The 17,156-nt window shown below is 62.3% G+C and carries 23 protein-coding genes; 3 read left to right on the forward strand and 20 right to left on the reverse strand.

The features are described from left to right. Positions 1 to 138: 138 nt before the first annotated feature. The 8 genes from EV561_RS02930 to EV561_RS02970 form a co-directional block, all read right to left on the reverse strand. Positions 139 to 615, reverse strand: coding sequence for a protein-tyrosine phosphatase family protein (locus EV561_RS02930; RefSeq protein ID WP_132517414.1), 477 nt, complete (start codon positions 613 to 615; stop codon positions 139 to 141). A 57-nt stretch (positions 616 to 672) separates the two neighbouring features. Then, complete coding sequence (locus EV561_RS02935) at positions 673 to 1,110, reverse strand: NlpC/P60 family protein (RefSeq protein ID WP_132517416.1); 438 nt, start codon at positions 1,108 to 1,110, stop codon at positions 673 to 675. Beyond that, on the reverse strand, positions 1,107 to 1,997 hold the full coding sequence (locus tag EV561_RS02940) for a DUF2163 domain-containing protein (protein WP_132517418.1): 891 nt from the start codon (positions 1,995 to 1,997) through the stop codon (positions 1,107 to 1,109). Before EV561_RS02940 ends, EV561_RS02935 begins: the two co-directional genes overlap by 4 nt. Beyond that, positions 1,994 to 2,635, reverse strand: a complete 642-nt coding sequence (locus EV561_RS02945; RefSeq protein WP_132517420.1) for a TIGR02217 family protein — start codon at positions 2,633 to 2,635, stop codon at positions 1,994 to 1,996. Before EV561_RS02945 ends, EV561_RS02940 begins: the two co-directional genes overlap by 4 nt. 10 nt (positions 2,636 to 2,645) lie before the next feature. Next, positions 2,646 to 3,224 carry a phage tail tape measure protein gene (locus EV561_RS02950; protein ID WP_132517422.1) on the reverse strand — a complete coding sequence of 193 codons (579 nt, stop codon included), beginning with the start codon at positions 3,222 to 3,224 and terminating at the stop codon, positions 2,646 to 2,648. 183 nt (positions 3,225 to 3,407) lie between these two features. Then, complete coding sequence (locus tag EV561_RS02960; protein WP_132517424.1) at positions 3,408 to 3,608, reverse strand: rcc01693 family protein; 201 nt, start codon at positions 3,606 to 3,608, stop codon at positions 3,408 to 3,410. A 26-nt stretch (positions 3,609 to 3,634) separates the two neighbouring features. Continuing rightward, positions 3,635 to 3,997 carry a gene transfer agent family protein gene (locus tag EV561_RS02965; protein ID WP_132517426.1) on the reverse strand — a complete coding sequence of 121 codons (363 nt, stop codon included), beginning with the start codon at positions 3,995 to 3,997 and terminating at the stop codon, positions 3,635 to 3,637. Further along, positions 3,997 to 4,404: a phage major tail protein, TP901-1 family gene (locus tag EV561_RS02970; RefSeq protein ID WP_132517428.1), complete on the reverse strand. Its 408-nt coding sequence runs from the start codon at positions 4,402 to 4,404 to the stop codon at positions 3,997 to 3,999. Before EV561_RS02970 ends, EV561_RS02965 begins: the two co-directional genes overlap by 1 nt. Positions 4,405 to 4,532: 128 nt before the next feature. On the opposite strand from EV561_RS02970, the gene EV561_RS02975 reads away from it, so the two are divergent. Continuing rightward, complete coding sequence (locus EV561_RS02975) at positions 4,533 to 5,747, forward strand: MFS transporter (RefSeq protein ID WP_132517430.1); 1,215 nt, start codon at positions 4,533 to 4,535, stop codon at positions 5,745 to 5,747. Between the two features lie 3 nt (positions 5,748 to 5,750). Here EV561_RS02975 and EV561_RS02980 read toward each other — a convergent pair whose 3' ends face one another. From EV561_RS02980 to EV561_RS03015, 8 genes are all read right to left on the reverse strand, one after another. Next, positions 5,751 to 6,152 carry a DUF3168 domain-containing protein gene (locus EV561_RS02980; protein WP_132517432.1) on the reverse strand — a complete coding sequence of 134 codons (402 nt, stop codon included), beginning with the start codon at positions 6,150 to 6,152 and terminating at the stop codon, positions 5,751 to 5,753. A 94-nt stretch (positions 6,153 to 6,246) separates the two neighbouring features. Further along, positions 6,247 to 6,582 (reverse strand): phage head closure protein, encoded by a 336-nt coding sequence (locus EV561_RS02985; protein ID WP_132517434.1) that lies wholly within the window; start codon positions 6,580 to 6,582, stop codon positions 6,247 to 6,249. Positions 6,583 to 6,584: 2 nt separating this feature from the next. Continuing rightward, positions 6,585 to 7,154: a phage head-tail connector protein gene (locus EV561_RS02990; protein WP_132517436.1), complete on the reverse strand. Its 570-nt coding sequence runs from the start codon at positions 7,152 to 7,154 to the stop codon at positions 6,585 to 6,587. Positions 7,155 to 7,315: 161 nt separating this feature from the next. After that, positions 7,316 to 8,584: a phage major capsid protein gene (locus EV561_RS02995; RefSeq protein ID WP_132517438.1), complete on the reverse strand. Its 1,269-nt coding sequence runs from the start codon at positions 8,582 to 8,584 to the stop codon at positions 7,316 to 7,318. Positions 8,585 to 8,623: 39 nt separating this feature from the next. After that, positions 8,624 to 9,223 (reverse strand): HK97 family phage prohead protease, encoded by a 600-nt coding sequence (locus EV561_RS03000; protein ID WP_132517440.1) that lies wholly within the window; start codon positions 9,221 to 9,223, stop codon positions 8,624 to 8,626. A 105-nt stretch (positions 9,224 to 9,328) separates the two neighbouring features. Continuing rightward, the gene (locus EV561_RS03005; protein ID WP_132517442.1) at positions 9,329 to 9,637 is read right to left on the reverse strand and encodes a DUF6107 family protein; all 309 of its coding nucleotides are present in this window, start codon (positions 9,635 to 9,637) and stop codon (positions 9,329 to 9,331) included. Between the two features lie 204 nt (positions 9,638 to 9,841). Further along, positions 9,842 to 10,588 (reverse strand): carbonic anhydrase, encoded by a 747-nt coding sequence (locus EV561_RS03010; RefSeq protein ID WP_132517444.1) that lies wholly within the window; start codon positions 10,586 to 10,588, stop codon positions 9,842 to 9,844. A 151-nt stretch (positions 10,589 to 10,739) separates the two neighbouring features. After that, on the reverse strand, positions 10,740 to 11,897 hold the full coding sequence (locus EV561_RS03015) for a phage portal protein (RefSeq protein WP_132517446.1): 1,158 nt from the start codon (positions 11,895 to 11,897) through the stop codon (positions 10,740 to 10,742). A gap of 155 nt (positions 11,898 to 12,052) precedes the next feature. Here EV561_RS03015 and EV561_RS03020 point away from each other — a divergent pair, with 155 nt between their 5' ends. After that, positions 12,053 to 12,286 carry a hypothetical protein gene (locus tag EV561_RS03020; RefSeq protein WP_132517448.1) on the forward strand — a complete coding sequence of 78 codons (234 nt, stop codon included), beginning with the start codon at positions 12,053 to 12,055 and terminating at the stop codon, positions 12,284 to 12,286. Between the two features lie 1,002 nt (positions 12,287 to 13,288). On the opposite strand, the gene EV561_RS03030 is transcribed toward EV561_RS03020, so the two are convergent. Both EV561_RS03030 and EV561_RS03035 read right to left on the reverse strand, forming a co-directional pair. Then, the gene (locus EV561_RS03030; protein WP_132517452.1) at positions 13,289 to 13,594 is read right to left on the reverse strand and encodes a Dabb family protein; all 306 of its coding nucleotides are present in this window, start codon (positions 13,592 to 13,594) and stop codon (positions 13,289 to 13,291) included. Between the two features lie 75 nt (positions 13,595 to 13,669). Next, positions 13,670 to 14,314, reverse strand: coding sequence for a hypothetical protein (locus tag EV561_RS03035; protein ID WP_132517454.1), 645 nt, complete (start codon positions 14,312 to 14,314; stop codon positions 13,670 to 13,672). A gap of 349 nt (positions 14,315 to 14,663) precedes the next feature. On the opposite strand from EV561_RS03035, the gene EV561_RS38375 reads away from it, so the two are divergent. After that, positions 14,664 to 14,798 (forward strand): hypothetical protein, encoded by a 135-nt coding sequence (locus EV561_RS38375; protein WP_281024700.1) that lies wholly within the window; start codon positions 14,664 to 14,666, stop codon positions 14,796 to 14,798. 17 nt (positions 14,799 to 14,815) lie between these two features. On the opposite strand, the gene EV561_RS03040 is transcribed toward EV561_RS38375, so the two are convergent. Together EV561_RS03040 and EV561_RS03045 are read right to left on the reverse strand one after the other, a co-directional pair. Next, on the reverse strand, positions 14,816 to 16,045 hold the full coding sequence (locus EV561_RS03040; RefSeq protein ID WP_132518068.1) for a terminase family protein: 1,230 nt from the start codon (positions 16,043 to 16,045) through the stop codon (positions 14,816 to 14,818). A gap of 265 nt (positions 16,046 to 16,310) precedes the next feature. After that, the gene (locus tag EV561_RS03045) at positions 16,311 to 16,946 is read right to left on the reverse strand and encodes a hypothetical protein (RefSeq protein WP_207910489.1); all 636 of its coding nucleotides are present in this window, start codon (positions 16,944 to 16,946) and stop codon (positions 16,311 to 16,313) included. Between the last annotated feature and the right edge of the window lie 210 nt (positions 16,947 to 17,156).

Genomic DNA, 17,156 nt, shown 5'->3' on the forward strand with positions numbered 1-17,156 from the left:
CGTTCACGCGCGAATAGTTCGCGCCGACAGACGGTCGGCTTGAAAATGCTCTTTAAAATTGCACTAAATTGGAGCGATCGAGCGCTGAAACAGCGCGTGCCGCACGGGCCGGCATATCGGTGAATAGACCGCGCCGACCTACGTCGGAAGCTTCATGACCCAATCCCGTTGAGCATCGGTGTCTGGGATTGGCAAACCTCTCGCCTTTTCGATTGCCGATAGCGCTGCAGAGGGAATGACGCCCCTGGCAATCAATATGGCGGCGGCCATGACAGAAGATCGACCGATCCCGGCTCGACAATGAATGGCGACCGTCTTGCTTTTGCCCGCCACCTCTGTCGCGAAACGCATGGCAAATTTGACATCGTCGGGAACACCCCGATCGGGAATGGGGAACGACAGAAATTCAACGCCGTTGTTCTCGCAGAGCGCTGCCTCCATGCCCAGCCCGAGATCGCCCACCTCGTCACGTTCCAACAGGCTGATGACGATCTCCACGCCTGAACGCTTCCAATGCGCGACCTCGTCTTCCAGCCAGTCACCTGCTCGCGGCCTCGCCATAATGGCAAGTTTGTATGGGCCAGCAGCCTCGATCCAATAGAGTTCTGAGTGCATTTGTCCGATTAAACCTGGTGCCGCCGACCTTTGCAAGACGCAACCAAACCTGGCTTTTCATCGATCTGGAAACCGGAAGGTGCCGGCAATGCGTCGTCGCCAGGAGGGCACGAGAGCGGAGCGGACGACGGTTGCCTGTTCGTAGGCGTGAATGAAATGCCGCCCGGCGCAGAGGATGCCGGCATGCTTGGCGGCACAATCGGGCCGCCAGCGGAACAGCACGAGATCGCCCGGCGTGCCTTCGCTTATCGGGATCGAGGGCCCGAAATGGCGGATCGCGGCGTTCATCAGCCGCTCTTCGCCATTCCGTTCCGCCCAGTCGCGGGCATAAGGACCGGGCAGCTCCGGATCGCGACCATAGAGTTCGCGCCAGATGCCCCTCACAAGTCCGAGGCAATCGCAGCCAACGCCCTTGGTGGAGCCTTGATGGCGATAGGGCGTGCCGATCCAGCTCTCGGCGATCGAGAGCACTTGTGCCCGAATATGCTCACTCATGAAAACAACGGGCTCCCGTCATGCAGGCTGATGCCGTCGGCATAGGTGTAGGCGAAATCGGCGCCGGGCATGTGGGGAAAACCACGGAAATTCTGAGGGTTGGCGAATTTCGCGCGGCAGGTCGCAAAGGCCTTGTCGCATCCTGCCGTCAACACGATGCAGTCGCCGACATCGGGCATGATGTTGAGCGGCAGCCAAAGCGTCACCTGCAATCCGGCATTGGTTGCTGCATGGCTGTCGATATCTGCCGAAAGCCCCGCATTCGCGCCCTCAACGAAGGTCAGCTTGCCATGCGCGAAGAAGTCAGCCGCGACGTCGCCTGTGCCTGACAAGACAAGCCGCGTCGCGTCCAGCACCGCCGCGACGGTCCCTTCGGCCCGATATTGCGGCAGGCCGAGATCGATGCCGCATCTGGCATCGCCGAGGACGGCGTCGCAGCGCCTGACGTAAATGCGGCCCTGCGGCTCGGAAAGCCTCGCGGCAAAGCTGCGCAGCTCCGCCTGGAACTGACCGGTCTGCGGCGTGACTTCGCCGATCTCCTGTACTTTGAGCAGCAGATGTTGGTCCGGCACTGCCCAGTTGACGAGATAGACCTCGACGCGTGCTCCGTCATAAAGCCCGGCGTTCAGATCCGCCTCGGTGATCGCATCATGGGAAAAGCCGCCGGCGACATTGCTGGTTGCCGCCGGCAATCCCGCCTCTTCCTCACCATCGCTGGCGGAAAAGCCGCTTGCGGCCAGGAACTGCGTGCCGGCAAAGCTGAGGTCATGGTCATGCTCGGTGAAACCGAGGACGACGCCATCGCGGCGGAGAACCCGCCAGCAGTGACAGAGCGTGGTCGCATCGCCGGACAGATGCGCGGCCAGATCAGGATCGATCGCTCTCAAGGGATGATCTCCATCAGGGGAATGGACGGGATGCGGCCGGCATTGAAGGCCGACAGGTTGATGTCTATGCGGTCGATGGCGAAGCGGACGGGGACATCGAATTCGAAACCGGCGGTGATGGTGTGGCCAGCCGGTGGGATAGCGGTTGGCTGCAAGGTGACGATCCCTGTTGACGGATCGCAGGCAACATCCGCCGCTGGCTGGATCACGCCATTGACGGCGACGATCACTGAACCCGCGACCGGCTTTGCGATTGAGCGCACGGAGCGTCCATCGGCATCGCCATAGGCTTTCGCGAGCTGGAAGCCCGTGGCCGAGCCATCGCCGGTCCCGATCACTTGATCCATGGCGGTGATCGGCGCGCCGGGACGTCCGGAGGTGAAATCGACCGGATCGCGGAAACGAAAGCCATAGAGTTCGCCGCTACGCGCCTCGAAGAATTCCAGGACGTCGTAGAGATCGGCGACCGAGCGAATGCCCGAACCGGCATCATAGCTGCGGCGAGCGTCGCGCCAGCGGCTGTTGCGGCTCTCCCGGCCGTTCGAGAGATTGACGATATCGGTGCGCCTGATCGGGCCGCCTGATGTCGCCAACGACAGGCGCAAGGGGAAGCGGACCTCGTGAAACCCTGACGTCATGGATGTCTCCTCAGAGATTGCGCTGGCCGCGCATCGCCGTGCGGGCCAGCATGGCCGAGATCTGCGCTTCGCTTTTCTGAAAACTCTGCGCGTCCGGCGTCGAGACGTTGAAGACGATCTGCTGCGATCCGCCGCCTGATGTCGCGACACCCAGCGAACCGTCCGAGCCGCGCTTCAATGGCAGGACGGCTTCGGTTCCCGCCTCGCCCATCAGGCCGAGATCGCCACCCATCGGGAAATAGGTGGGCGAGGAGACTACCCCGCCGTCGGCAAAAGCCGTCACCCGCCCCGGCACGCCGCCCTTGGCGAAGGCGAAGAGATTGCCGATGCCGCTTGTAAGGCTCGTCACGCCGCCGCCGATTGCCGTTTCGAGCGGTTTCAGCCCTGCCGAGAGCGCTATATCCGTCAGGCGATTTCCGAGGCTTTGCAGGACGGTGTCGAGGCTCTTGCCGCCTGTCGTCGCAGAGGTCAGCGCGCTCGCCAGCGCAGAGCCGAAGGAGCGGGAACGGCTGTCGAGATCGTCGAGGGTTTGCTTGAGGGTATCCGCCTGTTCCGTCGTGGCGGAAAGGTCGGTGTCTTCGATGGGCATGGTGTGTCTCCAGATGTGGCCGATGTTTTTCGCGCAGCCCCTCACCCTACCCCTCTCCCCGCATGCGGGGAGAGGAGACATGCCCCATGCAACGTTCGCGAGGGAGGAAAGGCAGGCGGCATATCCCTTCTCCCCGCAAGCGGGGAGAAGGTGCCGGCAGGCGGATGAGGGCGCCGCACAACGCTACCGATCCGGAAACCGCTCCATCATCGCCCGCAATACCTGCCGATCGAGCCTCGCGGCCCTTGGCGATAATCCGCCGGCCATGGCGTGGAATTCGATCGGGGTCATCGCCCAGAAAGTCTCAGGCGGAAGCCGCAGCAGGCAGAGGCCGACATGCAGGACACGGCGCCATGGAAAAGGCTTTGGCGCATGAGCGTCCACGGTGTCGAGGGCCTCGCCGGCTGCGGCTAGCGGGGGTCCGGGGCTGCGTCGGCTCCCTCCCCCAGGAATGTCGCCGAAAGCAGGTCGCGGACGAGTGCGGCATAGGCCGCGATCCCGCCCTCGATGCCTGATGCCGCGACATCCTCATCAGAAAACAGATTGCCGCCGCCGCGAAGGCCTGCGCCGATGATGCGGACCATGTCGGACGCCTTCAGCCGGCCGGCGGAAAAGCGCGTGGCGAGGCCGGTCAGGTCGTCGACGGCAAAGGCCGCCTCCAGCTCGGCAAGCGCGCCCAGCGTCAAGCAGAGGATGCGCCGCTCGCCGTCGATGACAGCTTCGATCTCGCCGCGGTGGCGATTGGCGCGGGCAGATGGTCTCGGTCGTAGCATCAGAGCGCCCCGAAACTGATAACGCCCGCCGATTCCAGCGCGATGTCGAACGTCACCTCGCCATTGTGCTCGCCGGAATATTCGAGTGCCGTCGCCTGGAATGGGCCGCTGACCGTGCCGAAATCCGGAATGACGATCTGCCAGGAGAGGATCGAGCCGTTGAAGAAGGCATTGCGGATCAACTCGTCCGACGCCTGATCCTTGAACAGGCCGGAGCCGGAAAGCGAGGCGCGCTGCACCCCTGCTCCTCCCAGGAGCTCGCGCCACCGCCCGGCGCTTTCGGCATCGGTTATATCGACGGTCTCCGCATTGAACGAGAGCTTCTTTGTCCTCAGCCCGGCCACCGTCTCATAACCGCTGCCATTATAGATTTTCAGGAGCAGGTCCTTGCCCTTCTGCGCCGCCATGGCGTGGTCCTTTCAAAGAAAAGCGCCCCGGCTGGAGCGTTGTACCCGATTTGTTCGATTTGGCCTTTCGCGTTGCAGTTGAAGCTGCTATCGCTCCGGGGCTTTTCATTCACTTCATTTCAGAATCCATGCAGAACTCATTTTCGCTCCGCACCTCGCAGACGATCGCCGTGCTCGCCGTCAGCCAGTTGATCGGCTGGGGCACCACTTTCGACATGCTCGGCGTGATGGGCCGCATCATCGCGCCTCAACTGGCACTTCCGAACGAGGTGATCTTCGCCGGTCTCACGGTCATGATGGTGATCAGCGCGCTTGCCGGCCCCGCCACGGGGCGCTGGCTCGGCCGTTACGGCGCGGCAAAGGTGCTCGCTGCCGCGTCAGTCACCTTCGCGATCGGCCTGCTGCTGCTCGCAGGAACCACCAATATCATGGTCTACACTGTCGCCTGGGTCGTGATCGGCCTCGGCGGCGCGCTCGGGCTCTCGGCGCCCTGCTATACGGCGGTCGTCGAGCGCGAAGGCGCGAACGGCAAGCGCGTCATCGCCATTCTCATGCTGTTCACCGGTCTCTCGGCCACCATCTTCTGGCCGATCCTGACGCTGCTCAACGATGCCTTCGGCTGGAGCATCACCTTCCTCATCTGCGCGGCTTTGCACATTTTCGTCTGCCTGCCCCTGCATCTCTTCGGCCTGCCGAAACCGGTTGCCAGCCACACGCAGGGAGCGGCGGCCGAAACGCCGCCGGTGGAGCTGACGCCGACCGATCGCCGCAAGGCCTTTCTGCTGATCGCAGCGGCCACCACGCTCTGCAGCTTCATCAGTTTCGGCATTGCGCCGTCGCTGCTCGAAATGTTTCGCCAGTCCGGCGCAACGCCAGCCTTTGCGCTGCAGCTGGGGTCAGCACGCGGCGTGATCGGCATTTCGGCCCGGGCGCTCGACATGCTGCTCGGCAAGCGTGGCAATCCGATCCTCACCTCGGCCATGGGCGTCGGCCTGATGCTGTTCAGCTTCTTGATGCTCCTGCTCGTCCCACCATCGACATCGCTGCTCATCACTTTCGTTTTGATCTATGGCTTCGGCTCCGGCGTGCTCGCGGTCGCCCGCGCGCTGCTGCCGCTCGCGCTTTTTTCGGCGAAGGAATACGGTCTTCAGTCGGGCCGCCTGTCCACGCCGCAGAACCTCGCCAACGCGATTTCACCCGTCATCTTCACCGCCATGCTCGACTACGCCGGCGCCGGTGCGACGATTCTTGCCTGCGCGGGCCTCGCCGCTATCGCAATGGTTTTCGTGATTGCCCTGATGGGGCTTGTGCGCAACGCGGTTCCGAGTACGCAAGCGGCGTAAGCGCTAGCCCTCCGTCACCGCCCGAAACCGCATCTCGGCGCAGAAGAGCCGCGTCTTCGGCTCGCGTCGCGTTTTCGTCGAGACATGCTGCAGGTTGATCAGCCTGTGGGTTGCAAGCGGCAAGGCCGCATCCTGCAGAAGCGCGACGATCAGGCCGGCGATCATCTGCGCCTGGCGTTGGCCCTGCATGTCGGACCATGACTGGAGGATCAGCAGATGCTCCTCGCCCGGCTCGGTCGCGGTCGAATAGTCGTTTGTGGTGACCTCGGCGATGACGAGGACCGGCAGGTGTCTGCCAGAGACCAGCCTGTCGCTGATGCCGTCGGGACCGATCAGCGCCATCAGGTCGGCATTGGCGGCGAGCGTGGTGCAAATGGCCTGGAGCAATTCGTTGGCGGCGCTCATTTTCCGCTCCTTTGAGGGCGTGGTGTTGCGGGCGCTGCAACCATCTGCCGGAGGGCGGCTGCGAGATTCGGGATCGTGATTGTCGCAAGAACGCTCATCCGCTCTTCTCCTCGCAATGGCAGATCAGGTATCGCCTGGTTTCATCAGGGTCCTGCGTGGCGCCGATCCAGAAGATGCGGGCGCCCTTGCGCAGTCGCATGCCGGCTGCAACGTCGCTGCGCCACCTCAGCCAGATGCGATGGGTGAGCGTGAAGGTCTCGCCGCCTGCCTCCTCTTCCACGGTGTAGGTCACCGGTTCGATCAGAGCCCAGGCAGCGGCCCTTTCCTCGAAGACAGTGGTTGCGCCGCCCTGGCCATCCGGCGTTTCGACGGGAGCCTCCAGCTCCAGCCGGGCGTTCATCCGGCCGGGATCGAAGAAAGTCGAGCGCATGATCACAGACCCCGCAGCAGGAAGGGCGCGATCAGCCGGTCGTATCCCGGCGGGACCAGGGCCGGCTGGTCGTCCGTCGCGACCACACCGCGGCAGGAGAACATCTGCGCGACATGGGTAAGCATCGCTCGCTTCAGCGTACCGGGAACATCGGTCGCGGATGCGCCGAAGCCGGCGGTGAAATCGACTTCGATGCCGTTGATGACACGACCGGGCCGCACCCGCTGTGTCAGCATCAGCCGCGCCGGGCGTCCCTGCCCATCCAGCACATGGCCTTCGAGCGACACGGAGGATGCCGCGCCGTCTCCATCGTAAATCGTCACGGATTCAATGGATTGCACCGGCCCCCTGGCAATCTGAATCACGCCGTCTTCAGAAACTGAATCAAGATAGAGCCGCCAGCCCTGCGTCATCAGACATAGGCCAGTGGTGCGCTCCAGATGCTCGCGGGCGACGCGGATCAGCGCGGTGACGAGATGGTCTTCGTCCGGCGTATCGAGGCGCAGATGCGCCTTGGTCTCGGCAAGGGTCAGCACCTCCGCCGATGGCGGGGTGATCAGGGCGTAGGTCATGGACGTGTCCTGCTTTCTACCTCCCCCTTGAGAGGGGAGGTCGCAGCGAAGCTGCGGGTGGGGGTGATGGGTGGGGATCATCCCACCCGGACCTTCGGTCCTCCGGGCGAGCCACTGGTCTCGCCCGTCCTTCGGACTCCCCTCAAGGGGAGGGTAAGTCCTCAGCTCGCCGCAAACTTGATGAGCTTGATTGCCTCAAAATCCTGCACGCCGCCGCCGACACGCTTGGTCGTGTAGAACAGCACGTAGGGCTTGGCGGAATAGGGATCGCGCAGGATGCGCACCCCGGTGCGGTCGACGACGAGATAGCCCGACCGGAAGTCACCGAAGGCGATGGCGAAGGCATTGGCTGCGATATCAGGCATGTCCTCGGCCTCGGCGACCGGGAAGCCCATCAGCGAGGCGGGCTGGCCGGCTGACGCAGGCGGCTGCCAGAGATAGTGGCCGTCCGCATCCTTGAACTTGCGAATTGCCGCCTGGGTGCCGCGGTTCATGACGAAGGTGCCGTTCTGGCGATGGCCGGCCTTCAGCGAATAGACCGCATCGACCAGCACATCGGACGGACCCGTGGCGCTGAAGGCGCCGGCAGCGCCCGTCGGGACATAGCCGATATTGCCCCAGCTCCAGGCAGCTTCATCGACCGTGGGATAGGAGAGGAAACCCTTCGGCTTGCTGACGCCATCGCCGGATACGAAGGCAGCGCCCTCCTGCTCGGCAAAGACGATGTCGATCTCGCTCGAGATCCAGGCGTCGATGTTGACCGCCGCATCGTCGAGCAATGCCTGGGTGGCCGCCGGCATGGCATAGAGTTCCATGGTCGGGAAGGTCAGTTCGGCGAGCTGCGGCGTCGATGTCTGCGGGCGGGCAGCCGTCTCCGCCACCCAGCCGGCGGCGAGACCCGCCGTCGTGAACGGCTTCTTCAGCACCGAGCCGGAGACCTGGCGAACGGTTGCGAGCGAACGGAGCGGCGAGACCACGGAGAGGCGGCGACCGATTTCGCTGTCGGTCTCGTCAGGTACGAGATAGCCGCCATCGCCATCCGAGCCGACCGAGAGCGCCTTTGCCTCGAGCTCGCGCAGGCCCGTCTCGTCGCCGCGGCGGATATAGGTCTCGAAGGCGGCCTTGTGTTCGGCGGTCTCCGGCGAACCGGCACCCGACCGACCAAGCGGCGGGCGGGCCTTCTTCAGCGCCAGCTGGTCCAGCACCTTCTTCTGCTCGTCCATGGCGCGGTTGATGCGGTCGACCTTGTCGCGGGTGACGACATCAGAGGTCAGCTTCTGCTCGATCTCGCCGAGGCGGCGGTCGTTTGTCTCCTTGAAGGCCTCGAAAGCCTCCATGAAGTCGTCGAAGGCGGCCATCATGGTGTCAGGCACGGCCTTGATTTCCAGCTCGGCACGCGCGTGAGCCTTGTTGGCGATATGCTCATTCATTAAGATCATCCTTATCTGAATAGTTCTGGGTCTGAAGTTTCAGGGTCTGAAGGTTTCAGTCATCAACATCCGGGCTGCACGCCGCATCTGGCGGACAAGCTCGGTTTCACGATCGCGGAACCACCGCGCATTCTTGACGTTCTGAACGCGGGCCGAGGGCAGCATGGGGAAGGTCACGACAGAGATCTCCCAGAGGTCGGCCTCCAGGATGCGGCGCACGCCGGACTTGGCATCGGTCCTGGCGCGTACGGTGCGAAAGCCGATCGAGAGACCGTCGAGAGCCGCATTCTTCAGCAGCTGATGCACCTCCCTCGCCCGCGCCACGCCATCGGCGAGCACGCCCTCGACATAGAGGCCGCGACTGTCCTCGCGGATCGTCTTCCAGGCGCCGATCGGCTCTGAGGGATCATGCTGGAAGAGCATACGCACGCCCTCCGGGCCGCGCTCGGATAGGGACTTGCGAAAGGCGCCGCGCTCGACCGTGTCCTTGCCGAGATCGACTTCGCCGAAGACGCTGGCGTAGCCGGAAAACGTGCCGTCCTGTCTCAGCGCGCGCAGCTCGAGGCTGGCGAACTTGCGGGTGTCGGCGCCGGTCGCCGCACGCGTGCGAAAATGCGCCTCGGCGGTGCTCAAGGTCATGGCAGGCTCCTGATTGTCTGATGGGATGTGCGGGGGGTGCCCGGGATTCCTGATGGGATGAGTGTCGTTGTTCCAAAACCGCTGCGCAGTTCTGGGCAGCAAGCATCAGCGGCCGAAGCGGCCGGCGACGCGATGGAGGATTCCAAGCCCCCACCAGGCGCAGAGGCTGGCGGCGGCGGAACCCGACACCATGGTCTCAAAGGCCGACAGCGTATCGGAAAGCGCCAGCCGTTCGGCGATCCACACGCCGGCCGGACCGCCGAAAATGATCCCGCAGGCAAGGCCGGTAAAAAAACGGCTCGCCGCCTCCCGCCTGTTCTTCGGCAGGAGATAAATCAGCGACACGGCGGCACCCGCCGACGCACCGACCGCCCTAGCCGTCCAGAGCCCGGCATCGTTGGAAAAGTCAGCCATTTTTAAGCTTTCCTGAATAGAATGATTTCATCGATGCGCGAACGGCGCATCCGAGGCCGGCGGCGATGCAACCGGCCAAGGATCGCCTGACCTCGGCCCGGCGCCGCGGTTTTCATGAGTCTTGTGAATCGGTTGGAGCGAAGCCTTCGGAAGTTGAGTCCGGGACTTCAGGGATTGAGTGAGCGTGCTCCCGACTTGTCCCCACTATCCAAGCATCGAGACTACGCCGGTAGCGATGTCGTAGCGCGCGGCGACGACCTTCAGTTTCCCCTGCTTTGTGGCATCAGCGATCACGGTCGAGGTTCGGCTGAGCAATGTTGCCTGCATCTTCGCGTTCGCATCGATGGCGGCATCAAGATCGTTGCCTGCGGCATTCACGGCCGGCCAGATCGGCGCGTAGAGGGCACCGATCTGGCCGGGAACGGCTTTGCCCTCGATGGTCGCCTTGACCGCACCGCAATTGCTGTGGCCAAGGACCATCAGCAGATTAACGCCGAGGACTGCAATGCCATATTCGAGGCTGGCGGTGATTTCGGGCGTGGCGACATTCCCTGCGACGCGCACCACAAACAGGTGCCCGATGCTCTGGTCGAACACGAATTCGACCGGCACCCGTGAATCGGCGCAAGACAATACCGCCGCGAAAGGCTCCTGCTTTTCCGCCGTCTTGGCCTTCAGGATGGCAAGGTCCTCATTCAGGGACTGAAGTCGCCCTTCGGTGAAACGCTTGTTTCCATCCATCATTGTCTGAAGCGCCTCGTCAGGCGTCATCGTGCTCTGCGCTGATGCCGGCCTTGCGGATAGAGCGACCCCACCGGCCATGACTGCCGCGGTCCCGAGCGTAGTGCAGAGGAAGCGGCGACGCGAGAATGCCGCGTCTCCGCCGCGTGCCTCCCCTGAACAGGCAGTGCAGCCGCAGGCCTCACCAAAATGTTGCGCTATAGTGCTCATCTTCCCCTCCCAAGGCTGATCGTGTCGAAGAGCTGCCCTGCATGGCAACGCGAGTGCCGCTCTTTCGCAAGTAGCCAAAATGGATGAGTAGTGAAGCCTCCCTTTCAAAATTGCGGGTTGAGCGACCTTCGACGGCCACCAAGTGGCACCCTCAATAACCCACTGCCTGGCGCTTTTCCTCATCCGTCAGGAAGTCGGCATTGCCGACCCGCGTCCAGAGCTCGCTGCGCTCGGCGGCAAGCCCGGCGATCTGGTCGAGGTCGGGGGTGAGCTTCAGCACCTCGCCATAAGCACCTGAGAACCAGGCGGAAAGTGCCGCTGCCGTGCGGGTGAGCAGCGGCAGGACGGTCAGGCGGTAGAAGGCGCGGTTGGCCTCCTGGTAGTTGGCATAGGTGTTGTCGCCAGGAATGCCGAGCAGCATGGGCGGCACGCCGAAGGCGAGCGCTATGTCACGCGCCGCACCGTTGCGCGCCTCGACGAAATCCATGTCCTTCGGCGAAAGCCCCATCGACTTCCAGTCGAGCCCACCCTCGAGCAACAGAGGCCGGCCGGCGCGCATCGGGCCGGAATAGCCGTCGTCGAGCTCCTGCTTCAGCCGCTGATATTGATCAGGCGAAAGATTGCCGCCTTCCTTCGGTTGGTAGACGAGCGCACCCGACGGCCGGGCGGAATTGTCGAGCAGCGCCTTGTTCCAGGTGGCCGCAGAATTGTGCAGGTCGAGCGCTACCTGGGCTGCGGCGAGCGGCGGGAAGCCGAGATGGTCGTCGAGCGGATGGAAGAGCTTCAGGTGCAGCAGCGCCAGCCCTTCCGCCTCCGCCGGAAACCGCCGGACGAGCCCACCGGCGCGATATTCATAGGCCTCCGGCCAGCCGTCCCGACCCTCGATGACGCCGATGCGATCCGGCCGCAGCAGGTGCAACTCACGCAGCTCGGAGCCGACCGTGAGCGGCTCGACATAGGCATTGCCTGATAGCAGCAGGTGGCCATAGAGCGCCTCGAAGAAATCCGGGCCGCCCATGCGGGCGTTCGGCTGGCGCATCAGGGACAGCAGCGGATGATCCGGGAGTTCACGGTCGCCGACATAGAGCAGCCAGACGACCGAAGCAGCGGCCTCCGCGACCAGCCGCACCGAGCGATGGGCGACCGGATTGCGCATGAAGCCCTCGCGGGCAAGGGCCGAATAGGAGCGGCCAGTCCACTGCGCCCTGCCCTCGCCGGCGAGCGCCACAAGACCGCCCGATGCCTTGGTTTCGGGCATGGCTTTGCGGCCCGCCGTGGTGCGCCACGGCAGAGAAAAACGGATTTTCATGTTGGGCTCCCTTGGCGTTTCTCTTAAAGGGCGTGCTCTGCCTCGACTTAGGTTTTTGCCGGCGACCTTCATTTCGCCTGTGACTACGAGGACGATGGAAACGGGTTGCAGCCGCTGATATGTCTTTTCGGACTTGGGAAGCAGAGGAGATCGTAATGCCGAAATTCACTGTCAGCATCGAATTGGAGATCGTTGCCGACGACGAAGCCCATGCTGCCGCGCTTGGCTACAGGGCTCTGAGCGACAACCCTCCTCCGCTCGCCTACACCGTGACCAATGCCAATGGACAGAGCAAAGACATCATGGTGGATAGAGAAGCCGCTGAAATGTTCAGAGAGACCGACGACACGTTCAAGATTGCCGACAGCCTGTTTTCGGTCTTCAAATAAAAGCGATAGTAGCAGTCGCGCCTTCAATCAAAGACGTCACGCGACCCCGCCCCTCGTTCCGATTGTGGCAGATCAACTCCGAACGAAGCCGGAGGAAGGCATGGGAGCATCCGAACCTGACTGCGGGCCAAACCGATTTGATCCCGGCGTCGAACGAGAGCAGAGGAAGACCAGAATTGTGATCGTCCCAACGATCGGGACAAGCATAAAAAAGTACCATGCGCCAGTGCGATCGGTATCGTGAAGGCGACGAACGAAAACTGCGAGCGACGGAAGACAATGTATCAGCCCAACGAGAGTGCCGATGATCATGAAGCGCGGCCTGCCGGCCCAGAGAACGGTGTCCAGGCCCCATGACCCCATGTTGAGGAGCGTCGAAACAAGCATGAACATCCAGAATTCAGATCTGGTGGCTCGACCGCTGAAGGTCGCGTATTTCGACATCGCCGCAATATAGGAATGCATCAAATCTTCCCCTGCTTCGGGTGTTAACCCATTAACTTCTGATGCAACCTATTGCAGATTTTTGTGAAAGTCGTCAGCAACTCTCGCGAAAGCCGAATATTTCCCTACAATGGTGATGCGACCTCGGCGAGTGGTTATAGTGTAGCGGAAGATTGTCGACCCAAAAGTGCTGCCTTCTCGGCCACATAGCCGGATCTCAGTGCAGCTCATTCAAAATATTGCGGCAGCTTTTCATCAATTCCAGGATATTTTCCTCGGTTAAAAGATGAGTTCGAGCGACTTCATCAGCCACGTACGCGAATAATATTTTCTTTTGGAAATCTGCTTCGCAAACGACGCTTATCGTCGCGTATTCTTTCTCTTTTTTGTCTATCAGATATTCTTTTCTTAAAAACTCGTACCCATAGAATGGGAAAACACTTCTGACCAAGCGTTTTAGCATCTTCGGCTCACTTCCATACTGGATGTAAAGTTCGATGATGACCTTCAATTCAAAATTTTACTACCATGAATTGGGAAACGGCAGGAGTTTAACCTCTAGATCCGCGTCCTTACCGCCTTGTCCGTATCATAGTCAGCGGCATAGCGCATTTCGCGGATGGGGCGGACGCGGGAGGTGGAGAGCTGGTAGTTCGGATGGGCCTTATAGGCGGCAAGTGCTTCCTCGTCGTCGAACTCGCCATAGACGACGAGATCGATCTCGGTGCCGAACTGGTCGGTCTTGACGTTGGTGCCGATCTCCAGCAGCCGCGCATGGGGGATTTCCGTCAGGATCGACAGGCCGGCGCGCACCTCGTCGAGATTGGCGCTCGATGCGGTGAAGAAGACGATATGGCGGATCATGGCGACGCTCCCGGAATGCAGATGTCGCTGCGCGATATCACGCCGGTCCGGGCAGTTCAACGATCGAGCTACAGGTCACACCGTATAGCTGATCGCGGCATAGTAGGCTTTCGCGTCCACGGCGACCCGGTCGCCGGGCTCGCCGGGATTGACGATGCCGCGGGCGCCGACCCAATTCGCGGTCGTTCCCTTGAAGTAGTCGGACAGCTTCTTGCCGGTGAATTTTCCGTTGATCATGCCGTCGAACAGGATGTCGACCGCCTTTGCAGGTTTGAGCGCATCGGTCGGCGTCGCGATACCGAATTTGGCATAATTCGCCTTACCGGTGATCTGCACCAGGCCGCGACCGCGATAGCGCCAGCCGTCACCGCTCTCCTCGTTGCCGTTTCCGATCTTATTTGCGTAGGCTCGGTTGGCGATCCTCTCCGGCTGGTGCGCATAGTCTTCGGCCTGCGCCACGGTGAACTTCGCCGGGAAGACCTGGCGCAGCCGCTGCGCACTGTAATTCATGTTCTCTTCGATCGGCTGCATGCCGGCACCGGCCTCGCGGTGAGCGGTCCCCATGATATAAGCGAGCCAGCGGTCGTCACTCGCCGAATATCTGGCCTCCCATTCGTCAAGAATGGCCTCATGGCCATCCACCTGCTGTTGGTTGAGGCCGTTCGGATAGAGCCTGTCATGCAGGTGGTCGAAGAAGAAATCCCGGTTGATCTTGCTCATGCTTCGTTCCTCACAGCTGTCAAAGGCAGAACGCAAAAGTCGCAGGCTGCGCGGAAATTCGCGCCTCGTTTTCGCATTGCTCTTGATCGGTTTCATCCCCTTGGGCACGCCTTCCGGCGCCGCCAATTCGATTGTATATTTTTAAGATACAACCCGAAAGCAACCCAGGTGTTACATGGCTGAACACACCGAATGGGCGTTTACTAATCCAAAAGATTATTTTCTTTCAATCGTTTAAAATAAATTCAATCGTTTAAAGTTTAGTAGACCCTGATTTACAATTCAGTTTCCATGTGGAACCTTCGTGCTCGTTCGACGTTTCGTCGCCGTCCAATCAAGAGAGGATCACATGCAAAAACAGACTGCACCGCAGCCCACCATTCCCCAGCATGTCGTCGAGCGCATGGAAGACGAATGGCGCCAGATGCGGCCTGTCCGCGAGACACCTCCTGCCAAGCCGGCACCGCAGCAACCGGCCGAATAATCGCCGGATCACCCGGATCAAATGCCCCGTACGCGGGGCTCTCCATTTCCCTCCAGCATCAGTGCCGTCAGCGCCCAGACCAGGGCATCCAGCCGGTCGGGCGACCGGCCTAAGGACAATCCGTCCGGGCCGAAATCGCACATCTGGTCTTCCAGAGCCGTAAACCGCGCCGCATGGGCCACCCGGCCCTGCTCGTAGAGCGCTGCAACCGGCTCGGCCCGCAGGAATTTTCCCCGTGTGGCCCTGACCGTCGAAACCGGCAGGACGGCGTCGACGCTTCTGAGCATCGCCGCCACCATATCGCCGCCCTGGTTGATCTCGGCGACGACCCGGTCGGCATCGAAGCGGCGATAGGCGCGCACCACGGCCGCCGCCCAGGCGGCTGGGCTTGCGCCCTCCACTGAGCAATCCGCCAAGACAACCGCCCGGCCGGAAGCTTCCAGTCCAGCGACGACAATACCGCAGCACGATTGCGCGCCGGCAGCCGCCGGCGGGTCGACCGCGACGACGATGCGTCTGAGCGCGCCGGCAAAGCGGATCGTGACCGCCTCGATGGCCTCGCGCTTCCACAGCGCATCCTCGCGATCCTCGATCAGCTCGCCGTCCAGTTCCTGCCGGCCGAGCCGGGTGCCGCCATAGCGGGCGGAGAGCGCATCGATGAAGCCGGGCGCCAGGTTATCAGTATTCGACAGCGTGCTCATGCGGGTCAGCCGCGTTCCGCCATCGGCCATCAACCCTTTCAGCAGCGGCACCGGCCTTGGCGTCGTCGTCACCAGTTGGCGCGGCGCCGTCCCCAGTCGCAGGCCGAATTGCAGCATGTCCCAGGTCTCCTGCCCGTGCTTCCATTTGGCAAGTTCGTCGCACCAGGCGAAATGAAACTGCGGCCCGCGCAGGCTCTCGGGATCTTCCGACGAAAAGAGCTGCGCCACCGCGCCGTTCGGCCAGACGAGCCGGCGGCGCGAGATTTCGAATTCCGGTCTCTTTGGCCCGGCGATTCGGCAGATGCCCGAGACGCCGTCGATCATCACCTCGCGGGCGTCACCGAGCGTTTCGGCGACAAGCGCGATGCGCAGATCCGATCGTTCCCCGGCGCTGGCGATCGCCTGCACCCATTCGGCGCCGGCCCTCGTCTTGCCGGAACCGCGACCGCCGAGGATGAGCCAGGTGCGCCAGTCACCCTTGGGAGGCTGCTGATCCAAACGGCCGGCAATGCTCCATTCCCTCGGCGAATGATCGACATGGGCCATAGCGGCGACCGTATCGGCGATCTCGGCATCCAGCGACGATCCGTTTTGCTGCGAACCATCGGACGAAAGATGGGTCCCCGCCATCGGATCGTTACTCTCACCTATGGTGCTGTCGATCGCGGCCGGCGGGAGCGGTTCACGCTCCATGTCCGCTGCCAGCTTCCGGCCGGAATTCAGTCCTGCATTCGCCTGCCGGCGCAGGCTGTCGATTGTGTTCATTCGCGCTTCATAGGCATCAAGACATTCTCGCAGCCGCCGAAGCAGCTCATCGGTCGAACGGTGTTTGAGCGGCGGGCGTTCGGATGGCAGGCGGGCCGGTGTCGGCAATTGCATCGTCCGGTCCGGATTGCCCTTCAGCGCCATCCCCTGCCCGGGCGCTAGCAATGTGCTCACGCTGCTTGACAATCGCGTCCACGCGCTCCTGGACCCGTTTCTCGATGAGCTCCATGAGAAGCCGTTTCTTTTCCTCATATCCCAGGCTGTCGGCATTGCGCTCCGCCTCCATCTCGCGGTCGCGCGCCAGCTGTCGCTGCAGCGCATCGACCTTTTCCAGCGTGCGCACGATCAGCGACATGGCGTCCGTCGCCGCCTTGATATCTGCGCGGGCAAGCTTTGCCGCCGCGTCGTCCGCATCGGGTCCGCAGAGCAGCTCGGCCGTGGCCCGGAGCTTGCGGAAATGATCGAACTGCTCGCGCATCTCGCGCGTCATATCGTTGAGGAGAAGTCGCAGGTCTTCGGGCGGCACATCCGCTGATTTCGTTTCCAGAAGGATATCAGCTGCCTGCCGACGACATTCCGCCTCGCTCCAGCCGATCTCACCAGCTTCGAGCCACCCGTCATAGGCCGGTTTCTCCGGCCATGCGCCAAACAGCGCCGGATCGAAATTGTCGATACCCTGCATGAAACCCTCCGGACGCGGAAAGACGCCGCCAGCCCGAAAGCTGCGGAGACCACGGTCAACGATGTTCTGAAACTCAGCGGATGCGCGGCCTTACGGATCAGCTTCCCGAAACCAGGAAGCGATGCCCTGCAGCCGCAACTTTCCGACTATGCCTGAACCCTATCAAACCACCGTCACGCCGTCAAGGATTATTTTCCTATCCTTGCGATT

The organism is Rhizobium sp. BK376, assembly GCF_004341625.1.
Classification (GTDB): Bacteria; Pseudomonadota; Alphaproteobacteria; order Rhizobiales; family Rhizobiaceae; genus Rhizobium.

What these genes read in the sequence shown, in the direction of transcription:
- EV561_RS02930 (WP_132517414.1), bottom strand. Translation starts at nt 615, where the DNA reads ATGCACTCAGAACTCTATTGGATCGAGGCTGCTGGCCCATACAAACTT.
- EV561_RS02935 (WP_132517416.1), bottom strand. Translation starts at nt 1,110, where the DNA reads ATGAGTGAGCATATTCGGGCACAAGTGCTCTCGATCGCCGAGAGCTGG.
- EV561_RS02945 (WP_132517420.1), bottom strand. Translation starts at nt 2,635, where the DNA reads ATGACGTCAGGGTTTCACGAGGTCCGCTTCCCCTTGCGCCTGTCGTTG.
- EV561_RS02950 (WP_132517422.1), bottom strand. Translation starts at nt 3,224, where the DNA reads ATGCCCATCGAAGACACCGACCTTTCCGCCACGACGGAACAGGCGGAT.
- EV561_RS02965 (WP_132517426.1), bottom strand. Translation starts at nt 3,997, where the DNA reads ATGCTACGACCGAGACCATCTGCCCGCGCCAATCGCCACCGCGGCGAG.
- EV561_RS02970 (WP_132517428.1), bottom strand. Translation starts at nt 4,404, where the DNA reads ATGGCGGCGCAGAAGGGCAAGGACCTGCTCCTGAAAATCTATAATGGC.
- EV561_RS02975 (WP_132517430.1), top strand. Translation starts at nt 4,533, where the DNA reads ATGCAGAACTCATTTTCGCTCCGCACCTCGCAGACGATCGCCGTGCTC.
- EV561_RS02980 (WP_132517432.1), bottom strand. Translation starts at nt 6,152, where the DNA reads ATGAGCGCCGCCAACGAATTGCTCCAGGCCATTTGCACCACGCTCGCC.
- EV561_RS02985 (WP_132517434.1), bottom strand. Translation starts at nt 6,582, where the DNA reads ATGCGCTCGACTTTCTTCGATCCCGGCCGGATGAACGCCCGGCTGGAG.
- EV561_RS02990 (WP_132517436.1), bottom strand. Translation starts at nt 7,154, where the DNA reads ATGACCTACGCCCTGATCACCCCGCCATCGGCGGAGGTGCTGACCCTT.
- EV561_RS02995 (WP_132517438.1), bottom strand. Translation starts at nt 8,584, where the DNA reads ATGAATGAGCATATCGCCAACAAGGCTCACGCGCGTGCCGAGCTGGAA.
- EV561_RS03000 (WP_132517440.1), bottom strand. Translation starts at nt 9,223, where the DNA reads ATGACCTTGAGCACCGCCGAGGCGCATTTTCGCACGCGTGCGGCGACC.
- EV561_RS03005 (WP_132517442.1), bottom strand. Translation starts at nt 9,637, where the DNA reads ATGGCTGACTTTTCCAACGATGCCGGGCTCTGGACGGCTAGGGCGGTC.
- EV561_RS03010 (WP_132517444.1), bottom strand. Translation starts at nt 10,588, where the DNA reads ATGAGCACTATAGCGCAACATTTTGGTGAGGCCTGCGGCTGCACTGCC.
- EV561_RS03015 (WP_132517446.1), bottom strand. Translation starts at nt 11,897, where the DNA reads ATGAAAATCCGTTTTTCTCTGCCGTGGCGCACCACGGCGGGCCGCAAA.
- EV561_RS03020 (WP_132517448.1), top strand. Translation starts at nt 12,053, where the DNA reads ATGCCGAAATTCACTGTCAGCATCGAATTGGAGATCGTTGCCGACGAC.
- EV561_RS03030 (WP_132517452.1), bottom strand. Translation starts at nt 13,594, where the DNA reads ATGATCCGCCATATCGTCTTCTTCACCGCATCGAGCGCCAATCTCGAC.
- EV561_RS03035 (WP_132517454.1), bottom strand. Translation starts at nt 14,314, where the DNA reads ATGAGCAAGATCAACCGGGATTTCTTCTTCGACCACCTGCATGACAGG.
- EV561_RS38375 (WP_281024700.1), top strand. Translation starts at nt 14,664, where the DNA reads ATGCAAAAACAGACTGCACCGCAGCCCACCATTCCCCAGCATGTCGTC.
- EV561_RS03040 (WP_132518068.1), bottom strand. Translation starts at nt 16,045, where the DNA reads ATGGCCCATGTCGATCATTCGCCGAGGGAATGGAGCATTGCCGGCCGT.
- EV561_RS03045 (WP_207910489.1), bottom strand. Translation starts at nt 16,946, where the DNA reads ATGCAGGGTATCGACAATTTCGATCCGGCGCTGTTTGGCGCATGGCCG.